This window comes from Cupriavidus gilardii, from assembly GCF_017598945.1.
Taxonomy (GTDB): Bacteria; Pseudomonadota; Gammaproteobacteria; order Burkholderiales; family Burkholderiaceae; genus Cupriavidus; species Cupriavidus gilardii_E.
In genome coordinates this window covers 166,752-190,010 of the sequence record NZ_JAGFTW010000058.1, presented here as the reverse complement: position 1 = coordinate 190,010, position 23,259 = coordinate 166,752, and the positions used below count along the sequence as shown (strand labels likewise).

The following is a 23,259-nucleotide window of genomic DNA, read 5'->3' as shown; positions in this document are numbered from 1 at the left end:
GCGTTCTCCGGCCGGCTTCAGATCGCGTCAAGCATCGCCTGCCCGAGCGCAACGTCCCCTTGCTGCTTGAGCGCCTCGGCGGCCCCGACCTTGTCGCGCAGTTCGCGATTCTGGCTCAGCTTGAACTTGCCGACCAGCCGCGTGATGTCGATCTCGATCCCGACGATGGCCTTCAGCATCGTATCGATGTAGTCGGCCGGCGCGTCGGTCATCTTCCACGGCTCGGGCCGGGATGCCTCGTGTGCGCGGGTCAGGCGCGCGACGACGCCCCTGACGTACTTCTCTTCATCGCGGACCGCGATCTTGCCGTGCGCATGGACCACCCGGTAGTTCCACGTGGGAACTTGCTTGTGGGTTTCGTGCTTGCTGGGGTACCAGGTCGGCGAGATGTACCCTTGCTCGGCGCGGAACACCACCATCACCTCGTCGCCGTTCCTCACGTCCTGCCAGACCGGATTCGCGCGGGCGACATGGGCGCGCAGCGTGCCATGTCGTCCTGTCGACAGATCGAGCTCGAACGGCAGATGGTTCGCGTCCAGGCCGTCCGCGCCATGCGTGACCAGCATCCCGAACGGGTGCTCACGCATCAGCCGATGCAATGCCTCGACATCTTGCACTTCAAAATGGGGCGGGATGTACATGGTTCCGAGGTTCGAATAGGGGTTGAAGTGGCGACCGGAGGGCGTCCGTCGTGATGATGGACGGCTCGATGATCGGCCAGTCCGCGATCGCGGGAAAGGGCCATTTTCGCGGTATTTGAATGGACCAGTATTCCGCGCGGTCTGCCGCGCCCTGGCGGCATGCTTCAGCTCGCGCGGGCTGCGCGGCTGGCGCGGGCCGAGGATGCCAGCACCTTCGCCAGCGCCTTCACCGCTGCTTCGATCTGCTCGTTGGTGTAGCCGCCCAGGCCGAGCACGAGGCCGGGGCGCGCATTGGCGCTCGAATACATCGGCGACACGGGCCTGACCGACACGCCGGCCTGCCTGGCGAGGGCGGCAACCGCTTCGTCGTCGATTCCTGCGGCGAGCCACAGTACCAGATGCATGCCCTGATCCCCTGGCTGAAGCCAGGCCAGCTCCGTCGGTATCCAGCGGTCGATGGTCGCAATCAGATGCTGGCGCCGATCTGCGTAGACGAGCCGAACGCGACGGATATGCCGGTCCAGATGTCCTTCTTCGATGAAGGCCGCGAGCACATGCTGCTCGGCGCTCGGCGAATGCCGATCGATCAGGACACGGGCCCCGCAAAAGGCCGGCACCAGCGGGGGCGGAACAATGGCATAGCCGAGCCGCAGCGAAGGAAACAGGATCTTGCTGAAGGTGCCCAGATACACGACGCGGTCCGGAGCCAATCCTTGCAGCGAGGGGAAGGGGTGCCCAACGTAACGCAGCTCGCTGTCGTAATCGTCCTCGACGATCCAGGCGCCGTTGGCGCGCGCCCAGGCCAGCAGCGCGTTTCTTCTCGCCATGCTCAACGGCATGCCGAGCGGATATTGGTGCGAGGGCGTGACAAAGGCGGCGCGCGCGTGGGGGGCCATGTTGATGCCATCTTCGACGTCCAGGCCGGAATCGTCGACCGGCACGCGGACCATGCGGCCCTGGTGGCCGGTGCTCTCCAGAATGCCGGTAATGCCGCGGTAGGCCGGATCTTCGACCCATGCCTCGTCATTGACGTCGAGCAGTACCTGGCACGACAGATAGAGCCCCTGTTGCGTGCCGGTGGTGACGATTACCTGTTCCGGTGTGCAAAGCACCGAGCGGGACCGGCGGACGTAGTCGGCAATGGCCGTCCGCAGCGCGGGCACGCCTTGCGGATCGTCATAGCCGGCCGGCGCCGCCGCACGCAGCCCTCGCGTGCGGTTTCCCAGACGGCGCCAGACGTCGTCCGGCGCCGTAGGGCCGACCGGGACCGAAACCGCAAAAGGCACTGGCGGCAGCGGCGCGAATTGCTTCGAGATCGCCGCGAAGGCCTCGGCACGCGTGCTCAACCGCATCGGCGCCGCCGGTTCGTCCGCATGCGCGGCCGGCACGCTGCGCTCCCGTGCATCCGATAACGCCGTTGCCACTCTGGTCCCGGCACCGGCCTGCGCTTCCAGATAACCCTCGGCAATCAGCTGCTCGAACGCCTCCAGCACGATCCCGCGCGACACGCCCAATGCGCTCGCCAGATGGCGCGTGGAGGGCAGCAGCTCCCCCGGTTTCAGTTCCCCCCGCTGGATCGCCTCGCGCAATAACCGTGAGAGTTGCCTGCCGAGCTGGCCGGCGGACCGGTCCAGTTTGCCGATGGACGGCAGTTCCATTGCGTGACGGTGTCGTGCCATGAGTTCGAGCTCGGGAAGCGGGTTCAATCCTGGCGGCTTGCGGCATGGCCATCGGCGTCCGCATAGACCTGGCGTCCCGCCGCCCGCAGCGCCTCCACCATCAGCGCGGCGGCCGGCGACAGCAGGCGGTCGGTACGCGTGATGATGCCGAAGTCGTCCATGTGGCAGGGCACGTCCAGCGGCAGGATCGCCACCATGCCGTGCCCTGCATAGTATTCGGCGACATCGGCGGCCAGTACCGCCAGCATGTCGCTCTGTTCGATCATCTGCGTGACGAACAGCAGCGCGGCGGTCTCGACGACATTGGTCGGCGGCATCAGGCTGGCGCGCTGGAACATCAGATCGAAGCGGTGGCGCAGCACGCTGCCGGCCGGCGGCACGATCCACGCCGCCTGCTCGAGGTCGGCCAGCGACAGCGCCGGGCCGTCCAGCAGAGGATGGCCGCAGCGGGCCACCACGCAGACCGGCTCGCCGGCGAGCGGCTCGTAGCGCAGCTGGAGCTTGTCGTGCTCGGCGAACAGCCGGGCCACCACCAGATCGAGCTTGTCCTGCGCCAGGCGCTCCAGCAGTACGTTGCTGTTCTCGATCTCCAGCGAGACCCGCACGCCGGGGTTCTCGCGCTTCAGTGCCGCGACCGCGGGTGGCAACAGCTTGACGGCCGGCGAGGTGATCGCGCCGATCGCCACATGGCCCAGGCGGCCGGCACGCAGGCCCAGCACTTCCTGCTGCGCCTGATCGAGGCTGCCGACCACGGCCCGCGCATGGCGGATCATCGCGTCCCCGTACAGCGTCGGCCGCATGCCGCGCGGCAGCCGCTCGAACAGCGGCACGCCCAGCATTTCCTCGAGTTCGCGCAGCAGCTTCGAGGCGGCGGGCTGCGTCATGTTCATCACCGCCGCGGCGCGGTGAATATTGCCTTCCTCGGCCAATGCCACCAGCAGCAGCAATTGGCGGGTCTTCAGGCGGGCACGGATATACCAGGGTGGGGAAGTCGGCATCGGGTTAACACGGATATCTGAATCGATATCGCAATGGCGCGAATTTTCATTAGAAGGATATCCGATCGGTTTGTACACTGCCGCCTGTCGAAAACAAAACGATCGCCAAAGCCGCGACGCAGCTCGGAGACACCCCTCAGCTGCCCCAAATCCCGATGACGTCCCGTGCCGTGCGGCCGATGCCGCGGGCCGGCGTTCGTCCCGCCGCATCATCGTCGTATTCAGGAATTTCCATGCCGGATTCAAAACCCAAGCTCCGCTCCGCCCAATGGTTCGGCACTGCCGACAAGAACGGCTTCATGTACCGCAGCTGGATGAAAAACCAGGGCATTCCCAATCATGAATTCGATGGCCGCCCGATCATCGGCATTTGCAATACCTGGTCGGAATTGACGCCGTGCAATGCGCATTTCCGCAAGCTGGCCGAGCACGTCAAGCGCGGCGTCTATGAGGCCGGCGGCTTTCCGGTGGAATTCCCGGTCTTCTCGAATGGCGAGTCGAATCTGCGTCCGACCGCGATGCTGACGCGCAATCTCGCGGCGATGGATGTCGAGGAAGCGATTCGCGGCAACCCGGTGGATGCCGTCGTGCTGCTGGCCGGCTGCGACAAGACTACGCCCGCGCTGCTGATGGGCGCGGCCAGCTGCGATGTGCCGGCGATTGTCGTCAGCGGCGGGCCGATGCTCAACGGCAAGCTCGACGGCAAGGACATCGGCTCGGGCACCGCGGTCTGGCAACTGCACGAATCGCTGAAGGCGGGCGAAATCGATCTGCACCATTTCCTGTCGGCCGAGGCCGGCATGTCGCGCTCGGCCGGCACCTGCAACACGATGGGCACCGCGTCGACGATGGCGTGCATGGCCGAGGCGCTGGGCACCACGCTGCCGCACAACGCAGCGATTCCCGCGGTCGATGCACGGCGCTACGTGCTGGCGCACATGTCAGGCATCCGCATCGTCGAGATGGCGAAGGAAGGGCTGTGCCTGTCGAAGATCCTGACGCGCGAGGCGTTCGAGAATGCGATCCGCACCAATGCCGCGATCGGCGGCTCGACCAACGCGGTGATCCATCTGAAGGCGATCGCCGGCCGCATCGGCGTGCCGCTCGAGCTGGAGGACTGGACCCGCATCGGCCGCGACACGCCGACCATCGTCGACCTGATGCCGTCGGGACGCTTCCTGATGGAAGAGTTCTACTACGCCGGCGGGCTGCCCGCGGTGCTGCGCCGGCTCGGCGAGGGCGGCCTGCTGCCGCATCCGGGCGCGCTGACCGTCAACGGCAGGACGCTGTGGGACAACGTCAAGGACGCGCCGAACTTCAACGACGAGGTGATCCGCCCGCTCGAGCGCCCGCTGATCGCCGACGGCAGCATCCGCGTGCTGCGCGGCAATCTGGCGCCGCGCGGCGCGGTGCTCAAGCCGTCGGCGGCGACGCCCTCGCTGCTGAAGCACCGCGGCCGCGCGGTGGTGTTCGAGAACCTGGAGCACTACAAGGCCCGCATCGTCGACGAATCGCTCGACGTCGATGCCAACTCGGTGCTGGTGATGAAGAACTGCGGACCGAAGGGTTATCCCGGCATGGCCGAGGTCGGCAACATGGGCCTGCCGCCGAAGCTGCTGCGCCAGGGCGTCAAGGACATGGTGCGGATCTCCGACGCGCGGATGAGCGGCACGGCCTACGGCACCGTAGTGCTGCACGTCGCGCCCGAGGCCGCCGCGGGCGGCCCGTTGGCGGCGGTACGCGACGGCGACTGGATCGAACTCGATTGCGAGGCCGGCACGCTGCATCTCGATATCTCGACCGAGGAACTGGCCGACCGCATGGAGATGTTCCAGCCGCCGAAGCCCGAGGGCCGGGCGGGCGAGGGCGGTTATCAGCGGCTCTATGTCGACCACGTGCTGCAGGCCGACCAGGGTTGCGACCTGGACTTCCTGGTGGGCTGCCGCGGCGCCGAGGTGCCGCGCCACTCGCACTGAGTGGCCCCGCGATGCATCAAGCAGCGAACGATGAACGGCACCGAGGAGAACAATCGATGCAATCGAACGGCAATTTGACCGGCAATCTGCTGATCGGCGCCGAGTCGCGCCGCGGCAGCGGCGAGGCCTTTCACGCCGTCCATGCCGCCAGCGGCGAACCCATCGCCGATCCCACGTTCCATGGCGCCTCGATCGCCGAGGTGGACCGGGCCTGCGCATTGGCCGCCCAAGCCTTCGACCCCTCCCGTGCGCTGCCCGACGAAGCCCGTGCCGCCTTTCTGGACGATATTGCCGCGCGCATCGAGGCGATCGGCGATGTGCTGATCCTGCGCGCGATGGACGAGACCGGCCTGCCGCGCGCGCGGCTGGAAGGCGAGCGCGCCCGCACCACCGGCCAACTGCGGATGTTCGCGGCGCTGGTGCGCAGCGGCGATGCCTGGGATGCGCGCATCGAGCCGGCGCTGCCGCAGCGGCAGCCGCCGCGCACCGATCTGCGTTTGCGGCGGATCGGCATCGGTCCCGTGGCGGTGTTCGGCGCCAGCAATTTCCCGCTGGCGTTCTCGGTGGCCGGCGGCGATACCGCTTCGGCGCTGGCCGCCGGCTGTCCCGTGGTCGTCAAGGCTCACCCCGCGCACCCCGGCACGTCCGAACTGGTCGGCCGCGCCGTGCAGGCCGCCGTGGCCGCGGCGGGTCTGCCCGCCGGCGTGTTCTCGCTGCTGTTCGATGCCGGCCACGAGGTTGGCGCGGCATTGGTCGCGCATCCGGCGATCCAGGCGGTCGGATTCACCGGCTCGCGCCGCGGCGGCCTGGCGCTGATGGCCATCGCCGCCGCGCGGCCGGCGCCGATTCCGGTCTACGCCGAGATGAGCAGCGTCAATCCGAATATCCTGCTGCCCGCGGCGCTGGCGCAGCGCGGCGAAACGCTGGCGCGCGACTTCGTCGCCTCGGTGACGCTGGGCTGCGGCCAGTTCTGCACCAATCCAGGACTGGTGCTGGCCGTCGGCGGCGATGCGTTCGAGCGCTTTGTCGCGGCCGCGGCCAGCGCGATCGCCGCCGTGCCGGCCGGCGTGATGCTGAACGCCGGCATCGCCCGTGCCTATGCGGAGGGTATCGAACGCCTGTCTGCGCATCCGGCGGTCACCACGGTGGCGCAGGGCGCGAGCGCCGCCGGCCGCGCCACCGCAAGCCTGTTCCGTGTGCGTGCCGCCGATCTGCTGGCCGATGCAACGCTCGCTGAAGAATGCTTCGGCCCGTGCAGCGTGCTGGTCGAATGCGAGGATGCCGAGCAGTTGCGCCGGGTGCTGGAGCAGGGCGAGGGGCAACTGACTGCGACGCTGCATCTGGACGATGCCGATCACGACGCCGCCCGCGCCCTGCTGCCGGTGCTGGAGCGCAAGGCCGGCCGCATTCTGGCCAACGGCTTTCCGACCGGCGTCGAGGTGTGCAACGCGATCGTGCACGGCGGTCCGTTCCCGGCGACGTCGGACGGACGCAGCACCTCGGTCGGCACCGCGGCGATCGAACGCTTCCTGCGCCCGGTCTGCTACCAGAACCTGCCCGATGCGCTGTTGCCCGAGGCGCTGCGCGACGGCAATCCGCTCGGCCTGTGGCGCCGCGTCGGCGGCAAGCCGGAGACAGCGCCCATGCAAGCCTGAACGCGTCGAGGCCCATCCCGATATTCAGAACAATGTGAGGAGACCCCTATGAACAGCCATTCCACGGCCGGGCTGGATCAGCCTGTGCCGCAGTCCATGCCGCAGCCCGTGCCGCTGCCGCACGACCCCGCCGATACCGCGCCGGCCGACGAGTCCCGCATCATCGGCATGCTGACCCGCAAGCTGATCCCGTTTCTCGCGCTGATCTATGTGGTCGCCTACATCGACCGCTCGGTGGTCGGCTTCGCCAAGCTGCATATGAACGCGGCGGTCGGCATCAGCGATGCCGCCTACGGCCTGGGTGCCGGGCTGTTCTTCATCGGCTATTTCCTGTGCGAGGTGCCGAGCAATCTGGCGCTGGAGCGCTTCGGCGCCCGCCGCTGGTTCGCCCGCATCCTGCTGACCTGGGGCCTGATCACGATGGCGATGGCGTTGATCCACAACGCCACCACCTTCTACGTGCTGCGCTTCCTGCTCGGTGCGGCCGAGGCCGGCCTCTATCCCGGCATCCTGTACTTCCTGACCAAGTGGTTTCCGATGCGGCATCGCGCGCGCATCATCGGCCTGCTGGTGCTGGCGCAGCCGATCGCGCTGATCATCACCGGGCCGATCGCCGGATGGGTGCTGTCGACGCCGGGGCTGTTCGGCCTGTCGAACTGGCAGACGCTGTTCGTCGTCAGCGGCCTGCCCGCGGTGCTGCTGTGCCTGCCGACGCTGCGCCTGGTGCCCGAATCGCCGGCCGATGCAAAGTGGCTGTCGGCGCGCGACCGCGCCTGGATCGAGCGTGAGCTGGCCGCGGACCAGAAGACCTTCGCGCTGAAGTCGCACGGCAATCCGCTGAAGGCGCTGAAGGACAAGCGCGTGCTGCTGCTGTCGCTGCTGTTCCTGCCGTTTCCGCTGAGCATCTACGGCCTGTCGCTGTGGCTGCCGACCATCATCAAGCAGTTCGGCGTCACCGATGCCAATACCGGCCTGCTGTCGGCGGTGCCGTATCTGTTCGCGGTGGTGGGCCTCTACCTGGTGCCGCGCCACTCGGACCGCAAGGGCGAGCGCTACTGGCATATCGTGGTGGTCTCGGGCGTGGCCGCGCTGACGATGGCGGCCAGCGCCTGGGTCCAGACGCCGGCGCTGCAGTTCCTGTTCATCTGCCTGACGGCGTTCTCGATCTATTCGATCCAGGCGGTGGTGTGGGCGCTGCCGGGCCAGTTCCTGACCGGCGCCAGCGCCGCGGTCGGCATCGCCACCATCAATTCGCTGGCCAATCTGGGCGGCTATCTCGGTCCCTATGGCATCGGCCTGATCAAGGACGCGACCGGCAGCCTCGCCGCCGGCCTCTACTTCCTCGCCGCGATGCTGGTGTTCGCGGTGGTCATGACCTTCGTGGTACGCGCCGCACTCGAGCCGCGCACGCTGCGCTGATACGACGAGCCCTGCACATGCCCTACACGTACACCTCGCCGCGCTACCGTGGCATCTTCCCGGTGGTGCCGACCACCTTCACCGAGACCGGCGAGCTCGATCTGGAAAGCCAGAAGCGCGCGGTCGATTTCATGATCGATGCGGGCTCGGACGGCCTCTGCATCCTGGCCAACTTCTCCGAGCAGTTCGCGTTGTCGGACGACGAACGCGAGCTGCTGACGCGCACCGTGCTCGAACACGTGCGGGGCAGGGTGCCGGTGATCGTCACCACCACGCACTACAGCACGCGCGTCTGCATCGAGCGCAGCCAGCGGGCGCAGCAGATGGGCGCCGCGATGGTGATGGTGATGCCGCCCTACCATGGCGCCACCTTCCGCGTCCCGGAGCCGCAGATCCACGCGTTCTACGCGCGCCTGTCCGATGCGATCCGCATTCCGATCATGATCCAGGACGCGCCGGCCAGCGGCACGGTGCTGTCGGCGCCGTTGCTTGCACGCATGGCGTGCGAGATCGAGAACGTGTCGTACTTCAAGATCGAGACGCCGGGCGCGGCCAACAAGCTGCGCGAGCTGATCCGGCTGGGCGGCGACGCGGTGGAAGGGCCGTGGGATGGCGAGGAAGCGATCACGCTGCTGGCGGACCTGGAAGCGGGCGCGACCGGGGCGATGACCGGCGGCGGCTTTCCGGACGGCATCCGGCCGATCATCGAGGCGCACCGCCAGGGCGATGCCGATCTGGCCTTCACGCTGTACCAGCGCTGGCTGCCGCTGATCAACCACGAAAACCGGCAGGCAGGCATCCTGGCGGCCAAGGCGCTGATGAAGGAGGGCGGCGTGATCGCCTGCGAGGCGCCGCGCCACCCCTTGCCGCCGATGCACCCGGAAACGCGCCGGGAACTGATCGCGATCGCGCGCCGGCTCGATCCGCTGGTGCTGCGGTGGGCCAAATAGCGATAGCAGACGGCAACGTGGCGGCCCAGGGCCGCCACGCGATACTTCGATGGCCGAGCGTTTTCTGCAGCCTTACTCGCCGTCAGTCCACTCCACATGCACGCCAAGGCTGCGCAGGTTCTCGACAAAGCGAGGATGCGCGCGCCGGATCGGCGCCGCATTGCGGATCTCCGACCGGCCGTCGATGCTGGCGGCGACCATGAACAGCGCGATGGCCACGCGGATGATGTAAGGGCTTTCCACCACGGCCGGCGCCAGCGTGTTGCCGCCGAAGGTGATCAGGCGGTGCGGGTCCGACGAGAACACATGGGCGCCGAACTTCGACAGCTCGCTGGTCCAGCCCAGCGCGCTGTCGTAGACCTTGTTCCAGAACATCGCATTGCCCTGCGCCCGCACGCCCAGCGCGATGAAGATCGGCAGCAGATCGACCGGGAAATAGGGCCAGGGCGCGGCCTCGACCTTGGTCAGCACATTGCTGGTGAAGGGCGTCTGCACCTGCAGCGGGCCCGAGCGTTCCGCGCGCGACCAGCCATCCTCGTGCACGATGCGCACGCCGAACTTCTCGAAGGTGCGATCGATCAGCGGGAAGTTCTCCGGCGCGCCGTTGCGCACGACCACGTCGCCATTGGTGATCGCGCCCAGCGCGAGGAAGGTCGTGATCTCGTGGAAGTCCTCGTCGAAGGTGAACTCGCCCCCGCCGAGCTTCTCGCCGCCATGCACGGTCACGCGCGAGGTGCCGATGCCCTCGATGCGCGCGCCCATCATCGTCATGAAGCGGCAGAACTCCTGCACATGCGGTTCGGAGGCGGCGTTGGTCAGCGTCGAGGTGCCGCCGGCTGCGGCCGCGCACATCACGAAGTTCTCGGTGGTAGTGACCGAGGCGTAGTCCAGCCAATGGTCGATCGGGCGCAGCGGGCCGTCGCTGTGCAGCAGCAGCGAGCCTTGCGCGCGCTCGACCTCGCCGCCGAAGCGGCGGAAGATCTCGACGTGCGGGTCGATCTCGCGCACGCCGAGCGTGCAGCCCTTGACGTTGTCCTCGAGCCGCGCGACGCCGAAGCGGCTCAGCAGCGGCGGCACCAGCATGATCGAGGAGCGCATTTCCTCGGGCAGGTGGTGGCGGGCCGGATCGAAGACGGTGTCGCGGTGATGCAGGTCCAGCGTGCCGCTGTCGTGGTCCATGCGGACATCGCTGCCGAGCGTGCGGAAGATGTCGAGGATCTTGCGTACGTCGGTGATGTCCGGCACGCCGTGCAGCCGCACCGGCTGGTCGGTCAGCAGGGTGGCGCACAGCACCGGCAGCACGGCGTTCTTGTTGGCGGAGGGTACGATGCGGCCACGCAGTGGCGTGCCGCCATGCACGATCAGATTTGACATGAGGGAGAGCGTCGGCGCCGCGCCGGCGGGAGGGGCCGGACGGCGGTAAGCGGTGGAAACGGACGGCATTGTACTGCCCCGGGCGCCGGCGCGGGGGATCGCTGGCGCCCGCTATAATGCCCCGCTGCGGGCACGCCACCGCCATGCGGCCTTTGCTTCGCCTGGGCTTTGTCGTGCGTCTCGCCGCCATCGCGCAGCACCGCAGCATCGCCACGATCGCCATCATCGCCACCATCGCCACCATCGCCACCACCGCGCAACACCGGCCTCGATCCGCGTCGACATGAACGCCCCGTTTCCGATCCGTAAGGAATGCCCGCCCGGGGCCTGCATCTGCGGGCGCGAACAGCTGCTCGACGATCCGCAGGCGGACATCCGCGTGCTGCGGCTGACCAAGGAGGAGGAGAAGCGGCTGATCGCGCGGCTGGAGGACGTGCAGACGCTCGACGACCTGCGCCGCATGCAGGAGAAAATGCACGCGCTGCTCGGCATCACGGTCACGATCGAGCCCAGCATTCACGGCGTGCGCACCGTGCGCGGCTTCAACATCGAACTGGCCGAACAGCCCGGGCTATGCAAGAAGACCCGGCAAACCATCCCCGCGGCGATCCGGCGCTGTCTCGAACGCCATCCCGAGATCGCCTACGCGATTCTCGATGCGCAGGGGCTGCTGGGCGAGGGCTGAGCGCCTCGCGCCATTCAATTCCACGGCGCCCCATCCGCCCATGCGCGATCGATCTCGTCGATCAGCCGGCGCACCTTCGGCGACAGATGGCGCCGATTCGGATAGACCGCGCAGACCGGCGCGCCCGGGCCGGTGAACGCCTCCAGCACCGGCACCAGCGTGCCGGCCCGCAGATCCGCGCCGACCAGAAACGCCGCGATCTGCACCAGTCCCGCATCGGCCAGCGCCAGGTCGCGCATCGCCTCGGTATTGTTCATGCGCCAGCGGCCCTCGATCGCCAGGTTGCACTCGCGGCCGTCGACCGTATAGCGCCAGGGCGTCGCCATGCCGGCGTGGGTATAGACGATGGTGTCGTGCCGGCCGATATCGTCGAGCGTGGCAGGCGTGCCGTGCCTGGCCAGATAGCTCGGCGTGGCGCAGGTCACCAGCCGGTGGGGCGCCAGCACCCGGCGGATCAACCCGCTGTCGTGTTCGCCGCCGACGCGAATCGCCAGGTCGATGCCGTCGCGCACCAGATCGCTGTATTCGTCGGAGAAGCTGACCTCGGCCCACAGCTCGGGCCATTGCGCCAGATACCGGCGCAGGATCGGCACGATATGCAGGCGTCCGAGCGTGACCGGCAGATCGATGCGCAGGCGGCCGCGCGGCACCTCGTTGCGCCAGGCCAGCGCGGCCTGCGCTTCGTCGACCTCGGCGAGGATGCGCACCGCGTGCTCGTAGAACAGCCGGCCCTCGTCGGTCAGGCTGACGCTGCGCGTGGTCCGCTGCAGCAGGCGCGCGGCCAACCCGCATTCCAGCCGGCCGATGCATTTGCCGACCGCCGAGCGGGAAATCCCCAACCGCTGCGCCGCGAGCGTGAAGCTGCGCGCCTGCGCGACCTGCACGAAGGCGCGCACATCGCCCAGGTGATCGAGCGCAATGCCTTCCCCATTAGGCACGATTCGTCCCCAGTGTTGCGAAAGTTGGCTACTTTATCACCGCATTGGCACCGATTACGCTTGCGGGACACGCGGGCGGCCCGGCGAATCGAGCGCGAATCGAGCGCGAATCGAGCACCAAACGACCGGGCACCGCATCCGACGGAGCGATTGCCAATGACCGAAATCCATCAAGAACAACACGACCATTCCCATCTCGCGCAGCCGCGCCCGGCTTCCGGCGAGGCCCAGCGCAACCGCTGGCCTGCGGTCGCCGCGGTCGGCCTCGCGACCTTCGGCGTGGTCACCACCGAAATGCTGCCGGTCGGCCTGCTGACGCCGATCGCCCAGAGCCTCCAGGTGTCGGCCGGCAGCGCCGGCCTGATGCTGTCCGCCCCCGCCTTGCTGGCGGTGCTGTTTGCCCCGCTGATCGTGGTCGGCGCGGGCTCGATCGATCGCCGGCGCCTGTTGGCCGCGCTGCTGCTGGTATTGGCGGGCGCCAACGTGCTTTGCGCGCTGGCGCCGACGCTGACCTGGCTGCTGGCCGCGCGCGCGGTGGTGGGCTTCTGCATCGGCGGCATCTGGTCCGTGGCCGGCGGCCTGGCGCCGCGGCTGGTGGCCGCGCCATCGGTGGGGTGGGCCACCGCGATCATCTTCGGCGGCGTGTCGGTGGCGTCGGTGGTCGGCGTGCCGCTGGGGGCGGGGCTCGGCGAACTGGTCGGCTGGCGCGCGGCCTTTACCGCCATGGCGGTCTGCAGCGGTTTGATTTTCGTGCTGAACATCGCCACGCTGCCGCCGCTGCCTGCCACCGCGCGCGGCTCGCGTCAGCGACTGGCGGCGCAATTCGGCAATCGCGGGGTCAGGCTGGGCCTGGCGGTGACCTTCTTTCTGGTGGCCGGCCACTTCATGGCCTACACCTTCGTGCGGCCCTTGCTGCAGCAGGTATCCGGCTTCGGTCCCGGCTGGATCGGCGTGCTGCTGTTCGGCTACGGTGTGGCGGGCATGACCGCCAATTTCGCCGCCGGGCCGCTGGCCGGACGGCATCCGGGACGCGCGCTGCTGGCCGTAGCGCTGGCGCTGAGCGCGACGCTGCTGCTGTACGCGGCATTCGGCGGCAGCATGACGGCCGGTGCGGTGTTGCTGCTGTGCTGGGGGCTGTCGTACGGCGCGGTGTCGGTGTCGGTCCAGAGCTGGATCCTGCGCGCCGCCGACGGCATCGCCGGCATCGAGGCCGCGACCGCGTTGCTGGTGTCGGTATTCAACCTCGGCATCGCGCTGGGCTCGTTCTTCGGCGGCATCGCGGTCGACGCGGCGGGGCTGCATGCGACGCTGCTGATCGCCGGTACGCTGACGCTGGCGGCGCTCGTCACGAGCTTGCGCATGCAGAAAACGCCGGCGGGGTCCTCTGCCGGCCTGGCTCAATGCGGGCCGTAGCGCCCGCGTTCGCGCGCTGCACTGGCTGCCATGACCTAACATGAGGACTTGCCCCGCCTGCGCTTGCCTGGTGCGGGCCCTCGATGGCAGGAGGTCGCCATGGCTCTCTTCGCAAATGCTGCGATTGCGCAGGTTCGTCTGGCAACGAGCGCGGCACTGGCCGTTGCGATGCTGGCAGGCTGCGGAGGCGGCGGGGGCGACGATGGCGGGACCGCCATCCCTCAACCCGAGGTCGCGACGGCGCGGGACGGCACGCTGCGCATGACGTTGCGCCAGGCGCCGGCCACCATCACCGTGGCCGGCAAGACCTTTACCTCGAATGTCTTCAACGACACCTATGTGCCGCCGGTATTGAAGCTGCGGCGCGGCGAGCGGCTCGAGCTGACGCTGCGAAACCGCATCGGCAAGGCCGACGTGCAGATCGACGGTCCCGAAGAGACCAATCTGCACTACCACGGCATGTCGATCTCGCCGAGGGCGCCGGCCGACGACATCTTCCTGCATATCGCCAGCGGTGCGGACTACCAGTACAGCTGGCAGGTTCCGGCCACGCACCCGCAGGGCACCCACTGGTATCACCCGCACCCGCATGGGCTGGTCGAACCGCAGATCCTCAGCGGCATGTCCGGGATGCTGGTGATCGACGGCGTGCTCGACCATTTCCCGGCCTTCGCACGGCTGCCTGAGCGCTACTTCCTGCTCAAGGACATGCAGCTGCCGGGCGCCGACGACAGCGCGCCGCTGACCAAGACCATCAACGGCGTGCTGGGCGGCGTGCTGCGGATGCGGCCCGGCGAGATGCAGGTCTGGCATCTCGGCAATGTGGGCGCCGACGCCTATTTCGATGTCGCGATCGATGGCGTTCCGCTGTGGGAGCTGAGCCGCGACGGCAATCTGCGCGCCGGGCCGGAACGCCGCGCCTCGCTGTTCCTGCCGCCGGGGGCGCGCTCGACCGCGATCGTCCAGGCGCCCGACGTGCCGGGGCGCTACGCGATCCGCACGCTGGCCGTCGATACCGGCCCGCAGGGCGATCCCAACCCGGAGGTTCAGTTGGCGACGCTGATCGTCGAGGGGCCACGGCATGACACTGCGACGCTGCGCAGCGCGCTGGCGGACGCGGCCGTCAATGTCGATACGCCGACGCCCGCACAGGTCGCCGCGATGCCGATCACGCGCCGCCGCACGGTGGTGTTCTCCGAGTCCGCCGACGGCAATACCTTCTTCATCGACGGCAAGCAATACGACCCGGCCCGCGACGATGTCACGGTCAATCTGGGCGATGTGGAGGAGTGGACCGTGCAGAACGTCAGCGGCGAGCGGCACGTGTTCCATATCCATCAGCTCGACTTCCTGGTGACCTCGATCAATCGGCAGGACATCGACGAGACCGGCCTGCGCGACGTCATCGATTTGCCATACCAGCAGAACGGCGTGGCGGGCGAGGTCAAGATCGTGATTCCGTTCACCAACCCGCTGATGGTGGGCCGCTTCGTATTCCACTGCCATATCGTCGGGCACGAGGACGGCGGCATGATGGCCAACGTGGTGGTGCTGCCGCCGGGTCAGACCGTCGCGACACCGGCCAGGATGCGCACGGTGACGCCGGCGAAATCGGCCAGTCCGAGCTTGCTGTCGCGGTGGCTGGGCACACCGGCCCAGGCGCGCGCGCCATGGGAGGACACGGTGTGCCGTTCGCCGCAAGCGCGGGCCGCTGTGGACGGCGTGGCCGCGCGGCTGCGCTGAGCATCGATCAGTATCCCACATGCGCTGACCGCGTATCGAAATCCGAAACGCTTCGTTTGTCATGGCGGCCCGTCGGGCTATCGTCGGGGCTACTCCGATCACCGGTCCATCAAGCCATGACGCTTTCGATCTTCCGCCGCGGCCTGCGGGGGCTGGCGGCGCTCGCCGTTGCATGCAGTGCCGCGGTCGTTCCCGCCGGTTCCGCGCTGGCCCAGCCAGCCGCCGACACCTTGCGTATCGGCTATCAGAAGTCGGCCAGCCTGCTGGTGCTGCTCAAATCCCAGCAGTCGCTCGAACGCCGGCTGGCGCCGCTCGGCACCACAGTCAAATGGGTCGAATTTCCCGCCGGTCCGCAATTGCTCGAAGGGTTGAACGTCGGCGCCGTCGACGTGGGCTTCGTCGGCGAGGCACCGCCGATCTTCGCGCAGGCGGCCGGCGCCGACTTTGTCTATATCGGCTTCGACCCCGCTGCGCCCGAGGCCGAGGCCATCGTGGTGCGCCGGGATTCGCCGGTGCGCTCGGTGTCCGATCTGAAGGGCAGGAAGGTCGCGCTGAACAAGGGTTCGAACGTTCACTACCTGCTGGTCAAGGCGCTGGAGAAGGCCGGCCTGAGGGTCACCGACATCCAGCCGGTGTATCTGCCGCCGGCCGATGCGCGCGCGGCGTTCGAGCGGGGTGCCGTCGATGCCTGGGTCATCTGGGATCCCTTCCTTGCGGCCGCCGAGAAGCAGATCGGCGCGCGCGTGCTGGCCGACGGCAGCGGCCTCGTCAACAACTACGCCTATTACCTTGCCGCGCGGCGCTTCGCCACACAGAAGCCGCAGGTCGTGGAGACGCTGTTCGATGAACTGGCGCGCCAGGGTCAGCGCCTGAAGGCCGATACCCGTGCCGCCGCGGCGCTGATCGCCCCGCAGCAGGGGCTGGACGTCGACGTCGTCGAGCGCACGCTGAACCGCAGCCAGTTCGGCGTCGCGCCGCTGACGCCAGCCGTGGCCGCGCAACAGCAGCAGATCGCCGATACCTTCCATGCGCTGAAGCTGATTCCGAAGCCGATCCGCATCGCGGATGCGCTGCCCGCCAAGCGGGAGGCCGTCGCACAGCGCGGCGCAACGAACGCCGGAGATGCCCGATGAAAGTCCTGTGGTTCCTGCCGACGCATGGCGACTCGCGCTACCTGGGCACCGCCAGGGGCGCGCGCGCCGCGACCTTCGACTACTTCAAGCAGGTCGCGATCGCCGCCGACAGCCTTGGTTACGAGGGCGTGCTGCTGCCGACCGGCCGCTCCTGCGAGGATTCGTGGATCCTGGCCTCGAGCCTGATCGACGCGACGCGCCGGCTCAAGTTTCTGGTGGCGCTGCGCCCCGGCCTGATGCAGCCGTCGCAGACCGCGCGCATGGCCGCCACGCTGGACCGGCTGTCGGGCGGGCGTCTGCTGGTCAATCTGGTGACCGGCGGCGATCCCGAGGAACTGGAAGGCGACGGTCTGTTCCTGTCGCATCGCGACCGGTATGCGTTGTCGCGCGAATTTCTGACGATCTGGCGCGAGATCCTGGCGCGCAGCCACGATGGACAATCGTTCGACTTTGCCGGCGAGCATCTGCGCGTCGAGGGCGCCAAGGCACTGTATCCGCCGATCAGCCGGCCCTATCCGCCGCTGTTCTTCGGCGGCTCGTCGCCCGAGGCGCACGACCTTGCCGCCGAGCAGGTCGATACCTATCTGACCTGGGGCGAGCCGCCGCAGGCGGTGGCGCAGAAGATCGCCGACGTCCGCGCACGCGCCGCCGCGCTCGGCCGCAAGCTGCGTTTCGGCATCCGGCTGCATGTGATCGTGCGCGAGACCGAGGAAGAGGCCTGGCGCGCGGCCAGCGAACTGGTGTCGCACCTGGACGAGGACATCGTCGCCGCGGCCCAGCGCAAGTTCGCCGCGATGGATTCGGTGGGGCAGCGGCGCATGGCAGCACTGCATGGCGGCCGCTTCAACAAGCACGATGTTCGCCAGGGCCTGGAGATCGCGCCGAACCTGTGGGCCGGCGTGGGGCTGGTGCGCGGCGGCGCGGGCACCGCGCTGGTCGGCGATCCCGAACAGGTGGCCGCACGAATCAAGGAGTACGCCGAACTCGGGCTCGAGTATTTCATCCTGTCCGGTTACCCGCATCTGGAGGAGGCACATCGCTTCGCCGAGCTGGTGTTCCCGCTGCTGCCGCTGGCGCAGCGCGAGAACGCGCAGCGCGTGCTGACCGGGCCGTTCGGCGAGATCGTCGCCAATACCATCGTGCCGTCGGCGGCAGGGCGGGGCGCTGCTCAGTCCGCGCATCAGTCTGCGCATCAGTCGGCCCAACAATCCGCGCAACAATCCGCGAGTTGAACGCCATGCCGAATCCCACGAAAAGCGGTGCCGCGCTGGCGGCCGATCTCCATGCCGCCGTGCCGGTGCGCACGCCGCTGCCGCACGGCTGGATCGCATCCGTTCTGCGCCGGGGCCTGCCCTGGCTGGTGCCTGCGCTGATCCTGCTGCTGTGGGAGCTGGCCTCGCGCCGCGGCTGGCTGTCGAGCCGCGTGCTGCCCGAGCCGCTGGCCGTCGTCGCGGCATTCCGCACGCTGGCGCTGTCCGGCGAGCTGTGGCAGCACACCGCCGTCAGCGCCTGGCGCGCACTGGCCGGACTGGCGATCGGCGGCGGCCTCGGGCTGTTGCTCGGTCTGCTGAACGGCACCTTCCGCACCGCCGAGACGCTGCTCGATTCGAGCCTGCAGATGGTGCGCAATATCCCCGCGCTGGCGCTGATTCCGCTGGTGATCCTGTGGTTCGGCATCGACGAGGCGGCCAAGCTGTTCCTGGTCGCGGTCGGCGTCTTCTTCCCGATCTATCTGAACACCTTCCATGGCATCCGCTCGGTCGACAAGGGCCTGATCGAGATGGCGCGCAGCTACGGCCTGTCCGGTTGGGCGCTGTACTGGCAGGTGATCCTGCCCGGCGCCCTGCCGTCGATCCTGGTCGGCCTGCGCTTCTCGCTGGGGCTGATGTGGGTGCTGCTGATCGTCGCGGAAACGATCTCCGCGCAGGCCGGCATTGGCTACCTGACGATGAACGCGCGGGAGTTCCTGCAGACCGATGTGGTGCTGGTCGGCATCCTGCTCTACGCGCTGCTGGGCAAGCTCGCGGATCTGCTGGCCAAGGGGCTGGAGCGCTGGTGGCTGCGCTGGCATCCGGGCTATCAGACCGCCGCCAAAGCCTGACCCCGATCGATCCATCCGCTCATCGGCCCCTCATCAACGGAGTTCATGCGATGCATGCCATGCAACAACATCTGCCGCTGCGGCGTGCGGGCAGGGAGGACAGCGAGCCGACCCCGCGAGCGGCGCCGCGCCATGTCGAGGACAGCACCGGCGGCGCGCGCGGCACCGAGGTCGCCATCAGCGGTCTGCACAAGGCCTATGGCGGCCGCGCGGTGCTGCAGCACATCGATCTGCGCATCGCGCCCGGCGATTTCGTCGCCATCGTCGGACGCAGCGGTTGCGGCAAGAGCACGCTGCTGCGTCTGGTCGCCGGGCTCGAGCGCCCGAGCAGCGGACGCATTGCGCTCGACGGCCGGCCGCGCGACGGCCATGACGACGGCACCCGCATCATGTTCCAGGACGCGCGGCTGCTGCCATGGAAGCGGGTACTGGACAACATCGCGCTGGGCCTGCCCGGCCGGGAAGGCCGCGAGCGCGCGCGCGAGGCGCTGGCCCAGGTCGGGCTGGCCGAACGCGCCAACGATTGGCCAGCGGTGCTGTCCGGCGGGCAGCGCCAGCGCGTCGCGCTCGCCCGTGCGCTGGTGCATCGCCCGCGCCTGCTGCTGCTCGACGAGCCGCTGGGCGCGCTCGATGCGCTGACCCGCATCGAGATGCAGCAATTGATCGAACGCCTGTGGCTCGCGCACGGCTTCACCGCGCTGCTGGTCACGCACGATGTGGCCGAGGCCGTCGCGCTGGCGGACCGCGTGCTGCTGATCGAAGACCACCGTATTGCCTTCGACGAACGCGTGCCGCTGCTGCGGCCGCGCAGCCACGGTGCGCCGGCATTCGCGGCGATCGAAGAGCGCGTGCTCCGGCGGGTGCTGCGGCAGCCCGCCATCGAATCCCCTGACCACGACGCGCAGACCAGCGCATTGGCAACCTTCTGATCCCTGATGAACATCGTCGGCATTCTCGGCAGTCCTTCCACGCCTTCGCGTTCGGCCTACCTGCTGGAGCTCGCGCTCTCGCGGCTGGACGCATTCACGTCCTCCTACCGATCGATCCGGCCGCGCGACCTGCCCGCGCAGGCACTGACGCAGGCCGATTTCGGCGACGCCCGTCTGCAGGAGGCAGTGCGCGCAGTCGGCGAGTCGCAACTGGTGATCGTCGCCACGCCGATCTACAAGGCCTCGTACAGCGGCGTGCTGAAGGCCTTCCTCGATCTGCTGCCGCAGGATGGGCTGCGCGACAAGACCGTGCTGCCGCTGGCCACGGGCGGCAGTCCCGCGCATCTGCTGGCGCTGGACTACGCGCTCAAGCCGGTGCTGTCGGCGCTCGGCGCCCGGGACATTCTCGACGGCATCTACGCGACCGACCAGCAGCTGCCCTCGCGTCCTGAAGGCGGATACACCGCGGTGGGCGACATCGTCGAGCGGCTCGACCGCTCGGTGCAGCACGTTGCCGCCCGCGCGCGGGAACTGCGCGAGCGCGAAGCCGAGCTGGCGCGCGCGGCGTCCTTGTCGGCCCTTGCCGAGCCGTGGCCCGCGGAACGCGTGCGCTGGTCGGTCTGAGTCAGCCTTATCCATTCCATCCAACAGGAACCTGTCATGACGATTCACGCCATCAACGTACGCAACCAGTTCCGCGGCAAGATCCGCGAAATCATCGAAGGACCGGTCGTGTCCGAGATCGACGTCGAGACCGCCGGCGGACTGGTCGTGACCTCGGTGATCACGACCCGCTCGGTCAAGGAGCTCGAGCTCGCTGTCGGCAAGGAGGTGATCGCGCTGGTCAAGTCGACCGAGGTGTCGATCGCCACGCTATGAGAACAACGAGAATGCAGGGCATGCGTCGGCAGCTGCTGCTGGCCGGGGCCGGCATCGCGGCATGGAGCCTGGTCGGCGCCGCCCGCGCCCAGCCGGCCGTCAAGCCGGAAACCGTGCGGATCGGCTATCAGAAGTCGTCGACGCTGATGATCCTGCTGAAGTCGCGCGGCACGCTCGAGAAGGCATTGGCACCGCTGGGCGTCTCGGTGTCCTGGCACGAATTCACCTCGGGCCTGCCGCTGCTCGAGGCGCTCAATGTCGGCGGGCTCGACCTCAGCGCCGATGTCGCCGACGCGGTGCCGCCGTTCGCGCTGGCCGCCGGCGCCAAGCTGACGTACTACGCGATCGAGACGCCGTCGCCGACGGCGCAGGCCATCGTGGTGCCGCGCGACTCGTCGCTGACATCGATCGCGCAATTGAAGGGCCACAAGGTCGCCTTCGCCAAGGGCGCCGGCGCGCATTACCTGCTGCTGGAGGCGCTGACGCGCAACGGCCTGTCCATGCGCGATATCGAGCCGGCGTATCTGACGCCGGCCGATGCGCGCGCCGCTTTCGAACGCGGCAACGTGTCGGCCTGGGTCATCTGGGATCCGTTTCTCGCTGCCGCGCAGCGCCAGGCGCAGGCGCGCGTGCTGGCTGACGGCACTGGCCTGGCCAGCTATCGCCGCTTCTATCTGGCGGCTAGCGACTTTGCGCGCCGCCGCGCCGATGTGCTTGCCGTCGTGTTCGACGCGCTGGCGCAGGCCGGGGAATGGGTCAAGGCCAACCCGGCCGCCGCGGCCGAATGGCACGCGCCGTTGATCGGCCTCGACGCGGCCACCGTCGAGATCGCGAACCGGCGGCGCAGCTATCGGCTGCAGGCGGTCGACGCGCCGGCGCTCGATGAGCAGCAACGCATCGCCGACGCCTTCCACGCACAGCAGATCATTCCACGCAAGGTGGTGGTCAGCGCGTCGCCGGTGTGGCGGCGACAGGCCTGAACCCCCTCGCAAACCGGCCCGATTGAAGGCTTGGCATTCGGACTACCGGTGTACTAACCTCGTTCTACGTTCCGGCGAACCGGGTTTACCCCGGAGCCGGAGCAGCGCCTTCGAAGGCGCGCACGCGAGGGCGCATGCCCTTGCCCTTTGCCATCCACTTCGCAATCCTCATGTGGCCATGCCCGGCAGGAATGATCCGCGCTGGCCAACACAGACCCGAACGATGACGGGGACCGTTCAGGTCCCGCGTCCGGGCAATCCGACCCGACATGAATCGTCCGCGCGGCGTGCTGATCGGCGATCTCGTCCGCCGATTCTTCGACTGAGAGAGGATGCGGTGGACAGGATCGCTCGTTTGCAAGGCGTGATGCCCGCCGTCGCGCTGCTGCTGGCCGCGTGCGGCAGGGGTAGCAGCAGGGTGTCCGACGGCCCGGACCTCGCGACGGCGGGACTCTGCTCCAGCCCAATGTTTCGCCACCATGACCGAATGGCGATGCCTTGGTGAATGATGGCAATACGCCGGCGAGAATTAGTTATTGTTGAATTCTGATTGCAATTTATTCAGCAGATCGCAATGGACTTTGTGTGCTAAATTCTGGCGCGGACAAAACCCTGCATTTCCGAATCAGGCGCCATCGGGCCGCGCCGATTTTCTATTCCAAAATTCCCAAATTCCCCAATTCCCCAATTCCCCATTTCCCCCTTTTTACCGCGATCCAAAGAGGAAGCAGAAATGACGCGAGCGGAAGCCGCCCGAACCTTCGACCACGGACACCGTCTGCTTTCGCATGCGGCGGCGCCAGCATGGAACCCCGAAGAGCGGATCCGGGCCGCCGAAGCGCGCTTGCGCGCCGGCAAGGATCTGCCCGGGGCGACGGTGGAGCAGCAGATCGACATGCTGTACGCGCTGACGCGATTTCCGCTCGGCCGCTTCCTGCTGGAAAACCAGGGCCTGAACGCGTACTGGACGCACGAGCTGGTGACCTATCGGCCCGGTACGTTCGCCGAGCATCAGGCCGGCGGACTCGAGTATCAGATCTTCGAGAAGATGCCGGCGGTGCTGGCCACGCGCGAGCGCTTCCACCTTTTTCGCCGCCAGCTGCAGGAACGGCTTCGGCCCGGCATCACGATCGCCTCGGTGCCGTGCGGATTGATGGGCGATCTGCTGTCCCTCGATTTCGGTGCTGCTCCCGATGTGTCGCTGATCGGCATCGATCTCGATCAGCAGGCGCTCGACGGCGCGCGGGCGCTCGCTCTGGAGCGCGGCATGTCATCGCAAGTGACGCTGCGGCGTGAAGATGCCTGGGCGGGCAGCCTGAGCGGCGAGGCCGATATCCTGACCAGCAACGGCCTCAATATCTATGAGCCGAATGACGAGCGCGTGATTGCGCTGTACCGCGCGTTCTTTGTTGCGCTCAAGCCGGGCGGTACGCTGATCACGAGCTTCCTGACGCCGCCGCCGACCGTCGGCGCGGAGTCGAGCTGGGATCTGTCGCAGATCGACCAGTCGTCGCTGGCGCTGCAGTACGTGCTGTTCGCGCATATTCTCGAGGTCAAGTGGAGCGCATTCCGGACGCAGGCACAGACGCGGGCGCAACTGGAGCGGGCCGGTTTTACCGACATCCGCTTCGTCGACGACCGCGCCCGCATGTTCCCCACCGTCATCGCGCGCAAGCCTGAATGATGGCGGCACCGGCGCCCCGCGGCGCAGTATAAGGGCGGCAATTGAGAGAAGGGGGTGTTTAAAAAAAATTCATCCATCGGTG

General features: G+C 68.1%; 21 protein-coding genes. 16 read left to right on the top strand and 5 right to left on the bottom strand.

Annotation, left to right across the window (positions count from 1 at the left end; all coding sequences use genetic code 11):
• Positions 1 to 17: 17 nt before the first annotated feature.
• The 3 genes from J5T34_RS21810 to J5T34_RS21800 form a co-directional block, all read right to left on the bottom strand.
• Positions 18 to 641, bottom strand: coding sequence for an FMN-binding negative transcriptional regulator (locus tag J5T34_RS21810; RefSeq protein ID WP_208582972.1), 624 nt, complete (start codon positions 639 to 641; stop codon positions 18 to 20).
• A gap of 164 nt (positions 642 to 805) precedes the next feature.
• On the bottom strand, positions 806 to 2,320 hold the full coding sequence (locus tag J5T34_RS21805) for a PLP-dependent aminotransferase family protein (protein ID WP_208582971.1): 1,515 nt from the start codon (positions 2,318 to 2,320) through the stop codon (positions 806 to 808).
• A gap of 23 nt (positions 2,321 to 2,343) precedes the next feature.
• Positions 2,344 to 3,318: a LysR family transcriptional regulator gene (locus tag J5T34_RS21800; RefSeq protein WP_208582970.1), complete on the bottom strand. Its 975-nt coding sequence runs from the start codon at positions 3,316 to 3,318 to the stop codon at positions 2,344 to 2,346.
• Positions 3,319 to 3,551: 233 nt separating this feature from the next.
• Between J5T34_RS21800 and J5T34_RS21795 the strand changes: the two genes are divergently transcribed.
• From J5T34_RS21795 to J5T34_RS21780, 4 genes are all read left to right on the top strand, one after another.
• Positions 3,552 to 5,294, top strand: coding sequence for an IlvD/Edd family dehydratase (locus tag J5T34_RS21795; protein WP_208582969.1), 1,743 nt, complete (start codon positions 3,552 to 3,554; stop codon positions 5,292 to 5,294).
• A 56-nt stretch (positions 5,295 to 5,350) separates the two neighbouring features.
• Positions 5,351 to 6,949: an aldehyde dehydrogenase (NADP(+)) gene (locus tag J5T34_RS21790; RefSeq protein ID WP_208582968.1), complete on the top strand. Its 1,599-nt coding sequence runs from the start codon at positions 5,351 to 5,353 to the stop codon at positions 6,947 to 6,949.
• A 96-nt stretch (positions 6,950 to 7,045) separates the two neighbouring features.
• Positions 7,046 to 8,368 (top strand): MFS transporter, encoded by a 1,323-nt coding sequence (locus tag J5T34_RS21785; protein WP_279633813.1) that lies wholly within the window; start codon positions 7,046 to 7,048, stop codon positions 8,366 to 8,368.
• Positions 8,369 to 8,385: 17 nt separating this feature from the next.
• Positions 8,386 to 9,318 carry a dihydrodipicolinate synthase family protein gene (locus J5T34_RS21780; protein ID WP_208582967.1) on the top strand — a complete coding sequence of 311 codons (933 nt, stop codon included), beginning with the start codon at positions 8,386 to 8,388 and terminating at the stop codon, positions 9,316 to 9,318.
• 72 nt (positions 9,319 to 9,390) lie between these two features.
• Here J5T34_RS21780 and J5T34_RS21775 read toward each other — a convergent pair whose 3' ends face one another.
• Positions 9,391 to 10,692, bottom strand: coding sequence for a UDP-N-acetylglucosamine 1-carboxyvinyltransferase (locus J5T34_RS21775; protein ID WP_208582966.1), 1,302 nt, complete (start codon positions 10,690 to 10,692; stop codon positions 9,391 to 9,393).
• 143 nt (positions 10,693 to 10,835) lie between these two features.
• Between J5T34_RS21775 and J5T34_RS21770 the strand changes: the two genes are divergently transcribed.
• Together J5T34_RS21770 and J5T34_RS21765 are read left to right on the top strand one after the other, a co-directional pair.
• A complete protein-coding gene (locus J5T34_RS21770) occupies positions 10,836 to 10,979 on the top strand; it encodes a hypothetical protein (protein WP_208582965.1) in 144 nt (47 codons plus the stop codon).
• Complete coding sequence (locus tag J5T34_RS21765) at positions 10,976 to 11,377, top strand: hypothetical protein (protein ID WP_208582964.1); 402 nt, start codon at positions 10,976 to 10,978, stop codon at positions 11,375 to 11,377. Before J5T34_RS21770 ends, J5T34_RS21765 begins: the two co-directional genes overlap by 4 nt.
• 14 nt (positions 11,378 to 11,391) lie before the next feature.
• Here J5T34_RS21765 and J5T34_RS21760 read toward each other — a convergent pair whose 3' ends face one another.
• Positions 11,392 to 12,315 carry a LysR family transcriptional regulator gene (locus J5T34_RS21760; protein ID WP_208582963.1) on the bottom strand — a complete coding sequence of 308 codons (924 nt, stop codon included), beginning with the start codon at positions 12,313 to 12,315 and terminating at the stop codon, positions 11,392 to 11,394.
• Positions 12,316 to 12,471: 156 nt separating this feature from the next.
• On the opposite strand from J5T34_RS21760, the gene J5T34_RS21755 reads away from it, so the two are divergent.
• From J5T34_RS21755 to J5T34_RS21710, 10 genes are all read left to right on the top strand, one after another.
• Complete coding sequence (locus J5T34_RS21755) at positions 12,472 to 13,728, top strand: MFS transporter (RefSeq protein WP_208582962.1); 1,257 nt, start codon at positions 12,472 to 12,474, stop codon at positions 13,726 to 13,728.
• Positions 13,729 to 13,827: 99 nt separating this feature from the next.
• Positions 13,828 to 15,471, top strand: coding sequence for a multicopper oxidase family protein (locus J5T34_RS21750; RefSeq protein WP_208582961.1), 1,644 nt, complete (start codon positions 13,828 to 13,830; stop codon positions 15,469 to 15,471).
• A 116-nt stretch (positions 15,472 to 15,587) separates the two neighbouring features.
• Positions 15,588 to 16,604: a sulfonate ABC transporter substrate-binding protein gene (locus J5T34_RS21745; RefSeq protein ID WP_208582960.1), complete on the top strand. Its 1,017-nt coding sequence runs from the start codon at positions 15,588 to 15,590 to the stop codon at positions 16,602 to 16,604.
• Positions 16,601 to 17,836 carry an FMNH2-dependent alkanesulfonate monooxygenase gene (gene ssuD / locus J5T34_RS21740; RefSeq protein ID WP_244259139.1) on the top strand — a complete coding sequence of 412 codons (1,236 nt, stop codon included), beginning with the start codon at positions 16,601 to 16,603 and terminating at the stop codon, positions 17,834 to 17,836. The genes J5T34_RS21745 and ssuD overlap by 4 nt, the downstream gene beginning before the upstream one ends.
• Positions 17,837 to 17,841: 5 nt before the next feature.
• Positions 17,842 to 18,705 carry an aliphatic sulfonate ABC transporter permease SsuC gene (gene ssuC, locus J5T34_RS21735; protein ID WP_208582959.1) on the top strand — a complete coding sequence of 288 codons (864 nt, stop codon included), beginning with the start codon at positions 17,842 to 17,844 and terminating at the stop codon, positions 18,703 to 18,705.
• A 59-nt stretch (positions 18,706 to 18,764) separates the two neighbouring features.
• Entirely contained in the window at positions 18,765 to 19,634 is an 870-nt protein-coding gene (locus J5T34_RS21730; RefSeq protein ID WP_208582958.1) for an ATP-binding cassette domain-containing protein, read from the top strand.
• 6 nt (positions 19,635 to 19,640) lie between these two features.
• Positions 19,641 to 20,258 (top strand): NADPH-dependent FMN reductase, encoded by a 618-nt coding sequence (gene ssuE, locus J5T34_RS21725; protein ID WP_208582957.1) that lies wholly within the window; start codon positions 19,641 to 19,643, stop codon positions 20,256 to 20,258.
• A 36-nt stretch (positions 20,259 to 20,294) separates the two neighbouring features.
• Positions 20,295 to 20,513, top strand: coding sequence for a TOBE domain-containing protein (locus J5T34_RS21720; protein ID WP_174106645.1), 219 nt, complete (start codon positions 20,295 to 20,297; stop codon positions 20,511 to 20,513).
• Between the two features lie 11 nt (positions 20,514 to 20,524).
• A complete protein-coding gene (locus J5T34_RS21715) occupies positions 20,525 to 21,493 on the top strand; it encodes an aliphatic sulfonate ABC transporter substrate-binding protein (RefSeq protein ID WP_208582956.1) in 969 nt (322 codons plus the stop codon).
• A 733-nt stretch (positions 21,494 to 22,226) separates the two neighbouring features.
• Positions 22,227 to 23,177, top strand: coding sequence for an SAM-dependent methyltransferase (locus tag J5T34_RS21710; protein WP_208582955.1), 951 nt, complete (start codon positions 22,227 to 22,229; stop codon positions 23,175 to 23,177).
• Positions 23,178 to 23,259 lie beyond the last annotated feature (82 nt).

Coding starts and splice junctions, on each gene's coding strand:
- J5T34_RS21810 (WP_208582972.1), bottom strand. CDS start 641: ATGTACATCCCGCCCCATTTTGAAGTGCAAGATGTCGAGGCATTGCAT.
- J5T34_RS21805 (WP_208582971.1), bottom strand. CDS start 2,320: ATGGCACGACACCGTCACGCAATGGAACTGCCGTCCATCGGCAAACTG.
- J5T34_RS21800 (WP_208582970.1), bottom strand. CDS start 3,318: ATGCCGACTTCCCCACCCTGGTATATCCGTGCCCGCCTGAAGACCCGC.
- J5T34_RS21795 (WP_208582969.1), top strand. CDS start 3,552: ATGCCGGATTCAAAACCCAAGCTCCGCTCCGCCCAATGGTTCGGCACT.
- J5T34_RS21790 (WP_208582968.1), top strand. CDS start 5,351: ATGCAATCGAACGGCAATTTGACCGGCAATCTGCTGATCGGCGCCGAG.
- J5T34_RS21785 (WP_279633813.1), top strand. CDS start 7,046: ATGCCGCAGCCCGTGCCGCTGCCGCACGACCCCGCCGATACCGCGCCG.
- J5T34_RS21780 (WP_208582967.1), top strand. CDS start 8,386: ATGCCCTACACGTACACCTCGCCGCGCTACCGTGGCATCTTCCCGGTG.
- J5T34_RS21775 (WP_208582966.1), bottom strand. CDS start 10,692: ATGTCAAATCTGATCGTGCATGGCGGCACGCCACTGCGTGGCCGCATC.
- J5T34_RS21770 (WP_208582965.1), top strand. CDS start 10,836: ATGCGGCCTTTGCTTCGCCTGGGCTTTGTCGTGCGTCTCGCCGCCATC.
- J5T34_RS21765 (WP_208582964.1), top strand. CDS start 10,976: ATGAACGCCCCGTTTCCGATCCGTAAGGAATGCCCGCCCGGGGCCTGC.
- J5T34_RS21755 (WP_208582962.1), top strand. CDS start 12,472: ATGACCGAAATCCATCAAGAACAACACGACCATTCCCATCTCGCGCAG.
- J5T34_RS21750 (WP_208582961.1), top strand. CDS start 13,828: ATGGCTCTCTTCGCAAATGCTGCGATTGCGCAGGTTCGTCTGGCAACG.
- J5T34_RS21745 (WP_208582960.1), top strand. CDS start 15,588: ATGACGCTTTCGATCTTCCGCCGCGGCCTGCGGGGGCTGGCGGCGCTC.
- ssuD (WP_244259139.1), top strand. CDS start 16,601: ATGAAAGTCCTGTGGTTCCTGCCGACGCATGGCGACTCGCGCTACCTG.
- ssuC (WP_208582959.1), top strand. CDS start 17,842: ATGCCGAATCCCACGAAAAGCGGTGCCGCGCTGGCGGCCGATCTCCAT.
- J5T34_RS21730 (WP_208582958.1), top strand. CDS start 18,765: ATGCAACAACATCTGCCGCTGCGGCGTGCGGGCAGGGAGGACAGCGAG.
- ssuE (WP_208582957.1), top strand. CDS start 19,641: ATGAACATCGTCGGCATTCTCGGCAGTCCTTCCACGCCTTCGCGTTCG.
- J5T34_RS21720 (WP_174106645.1), top strand. CDS start 20,295: ATGACGATTCACGCCATCAACGTACGCAACCAGTTCCGCGGCAAGATC.
- J5T34_RS21715 (WP_208582956.1), top strand. CDS start 20,525: ATGCAGGGCATGCGTCGGCAGCTGCTGCTGGCCGGGGCCGGCATCGCG.
- J5T34_RS21710 (WP_208582955.1), top strand. CDS start 22,227: ATGACGCGAGCGGAAGCCGCCCGAACCTTCGACCACGGACACCGTCTG.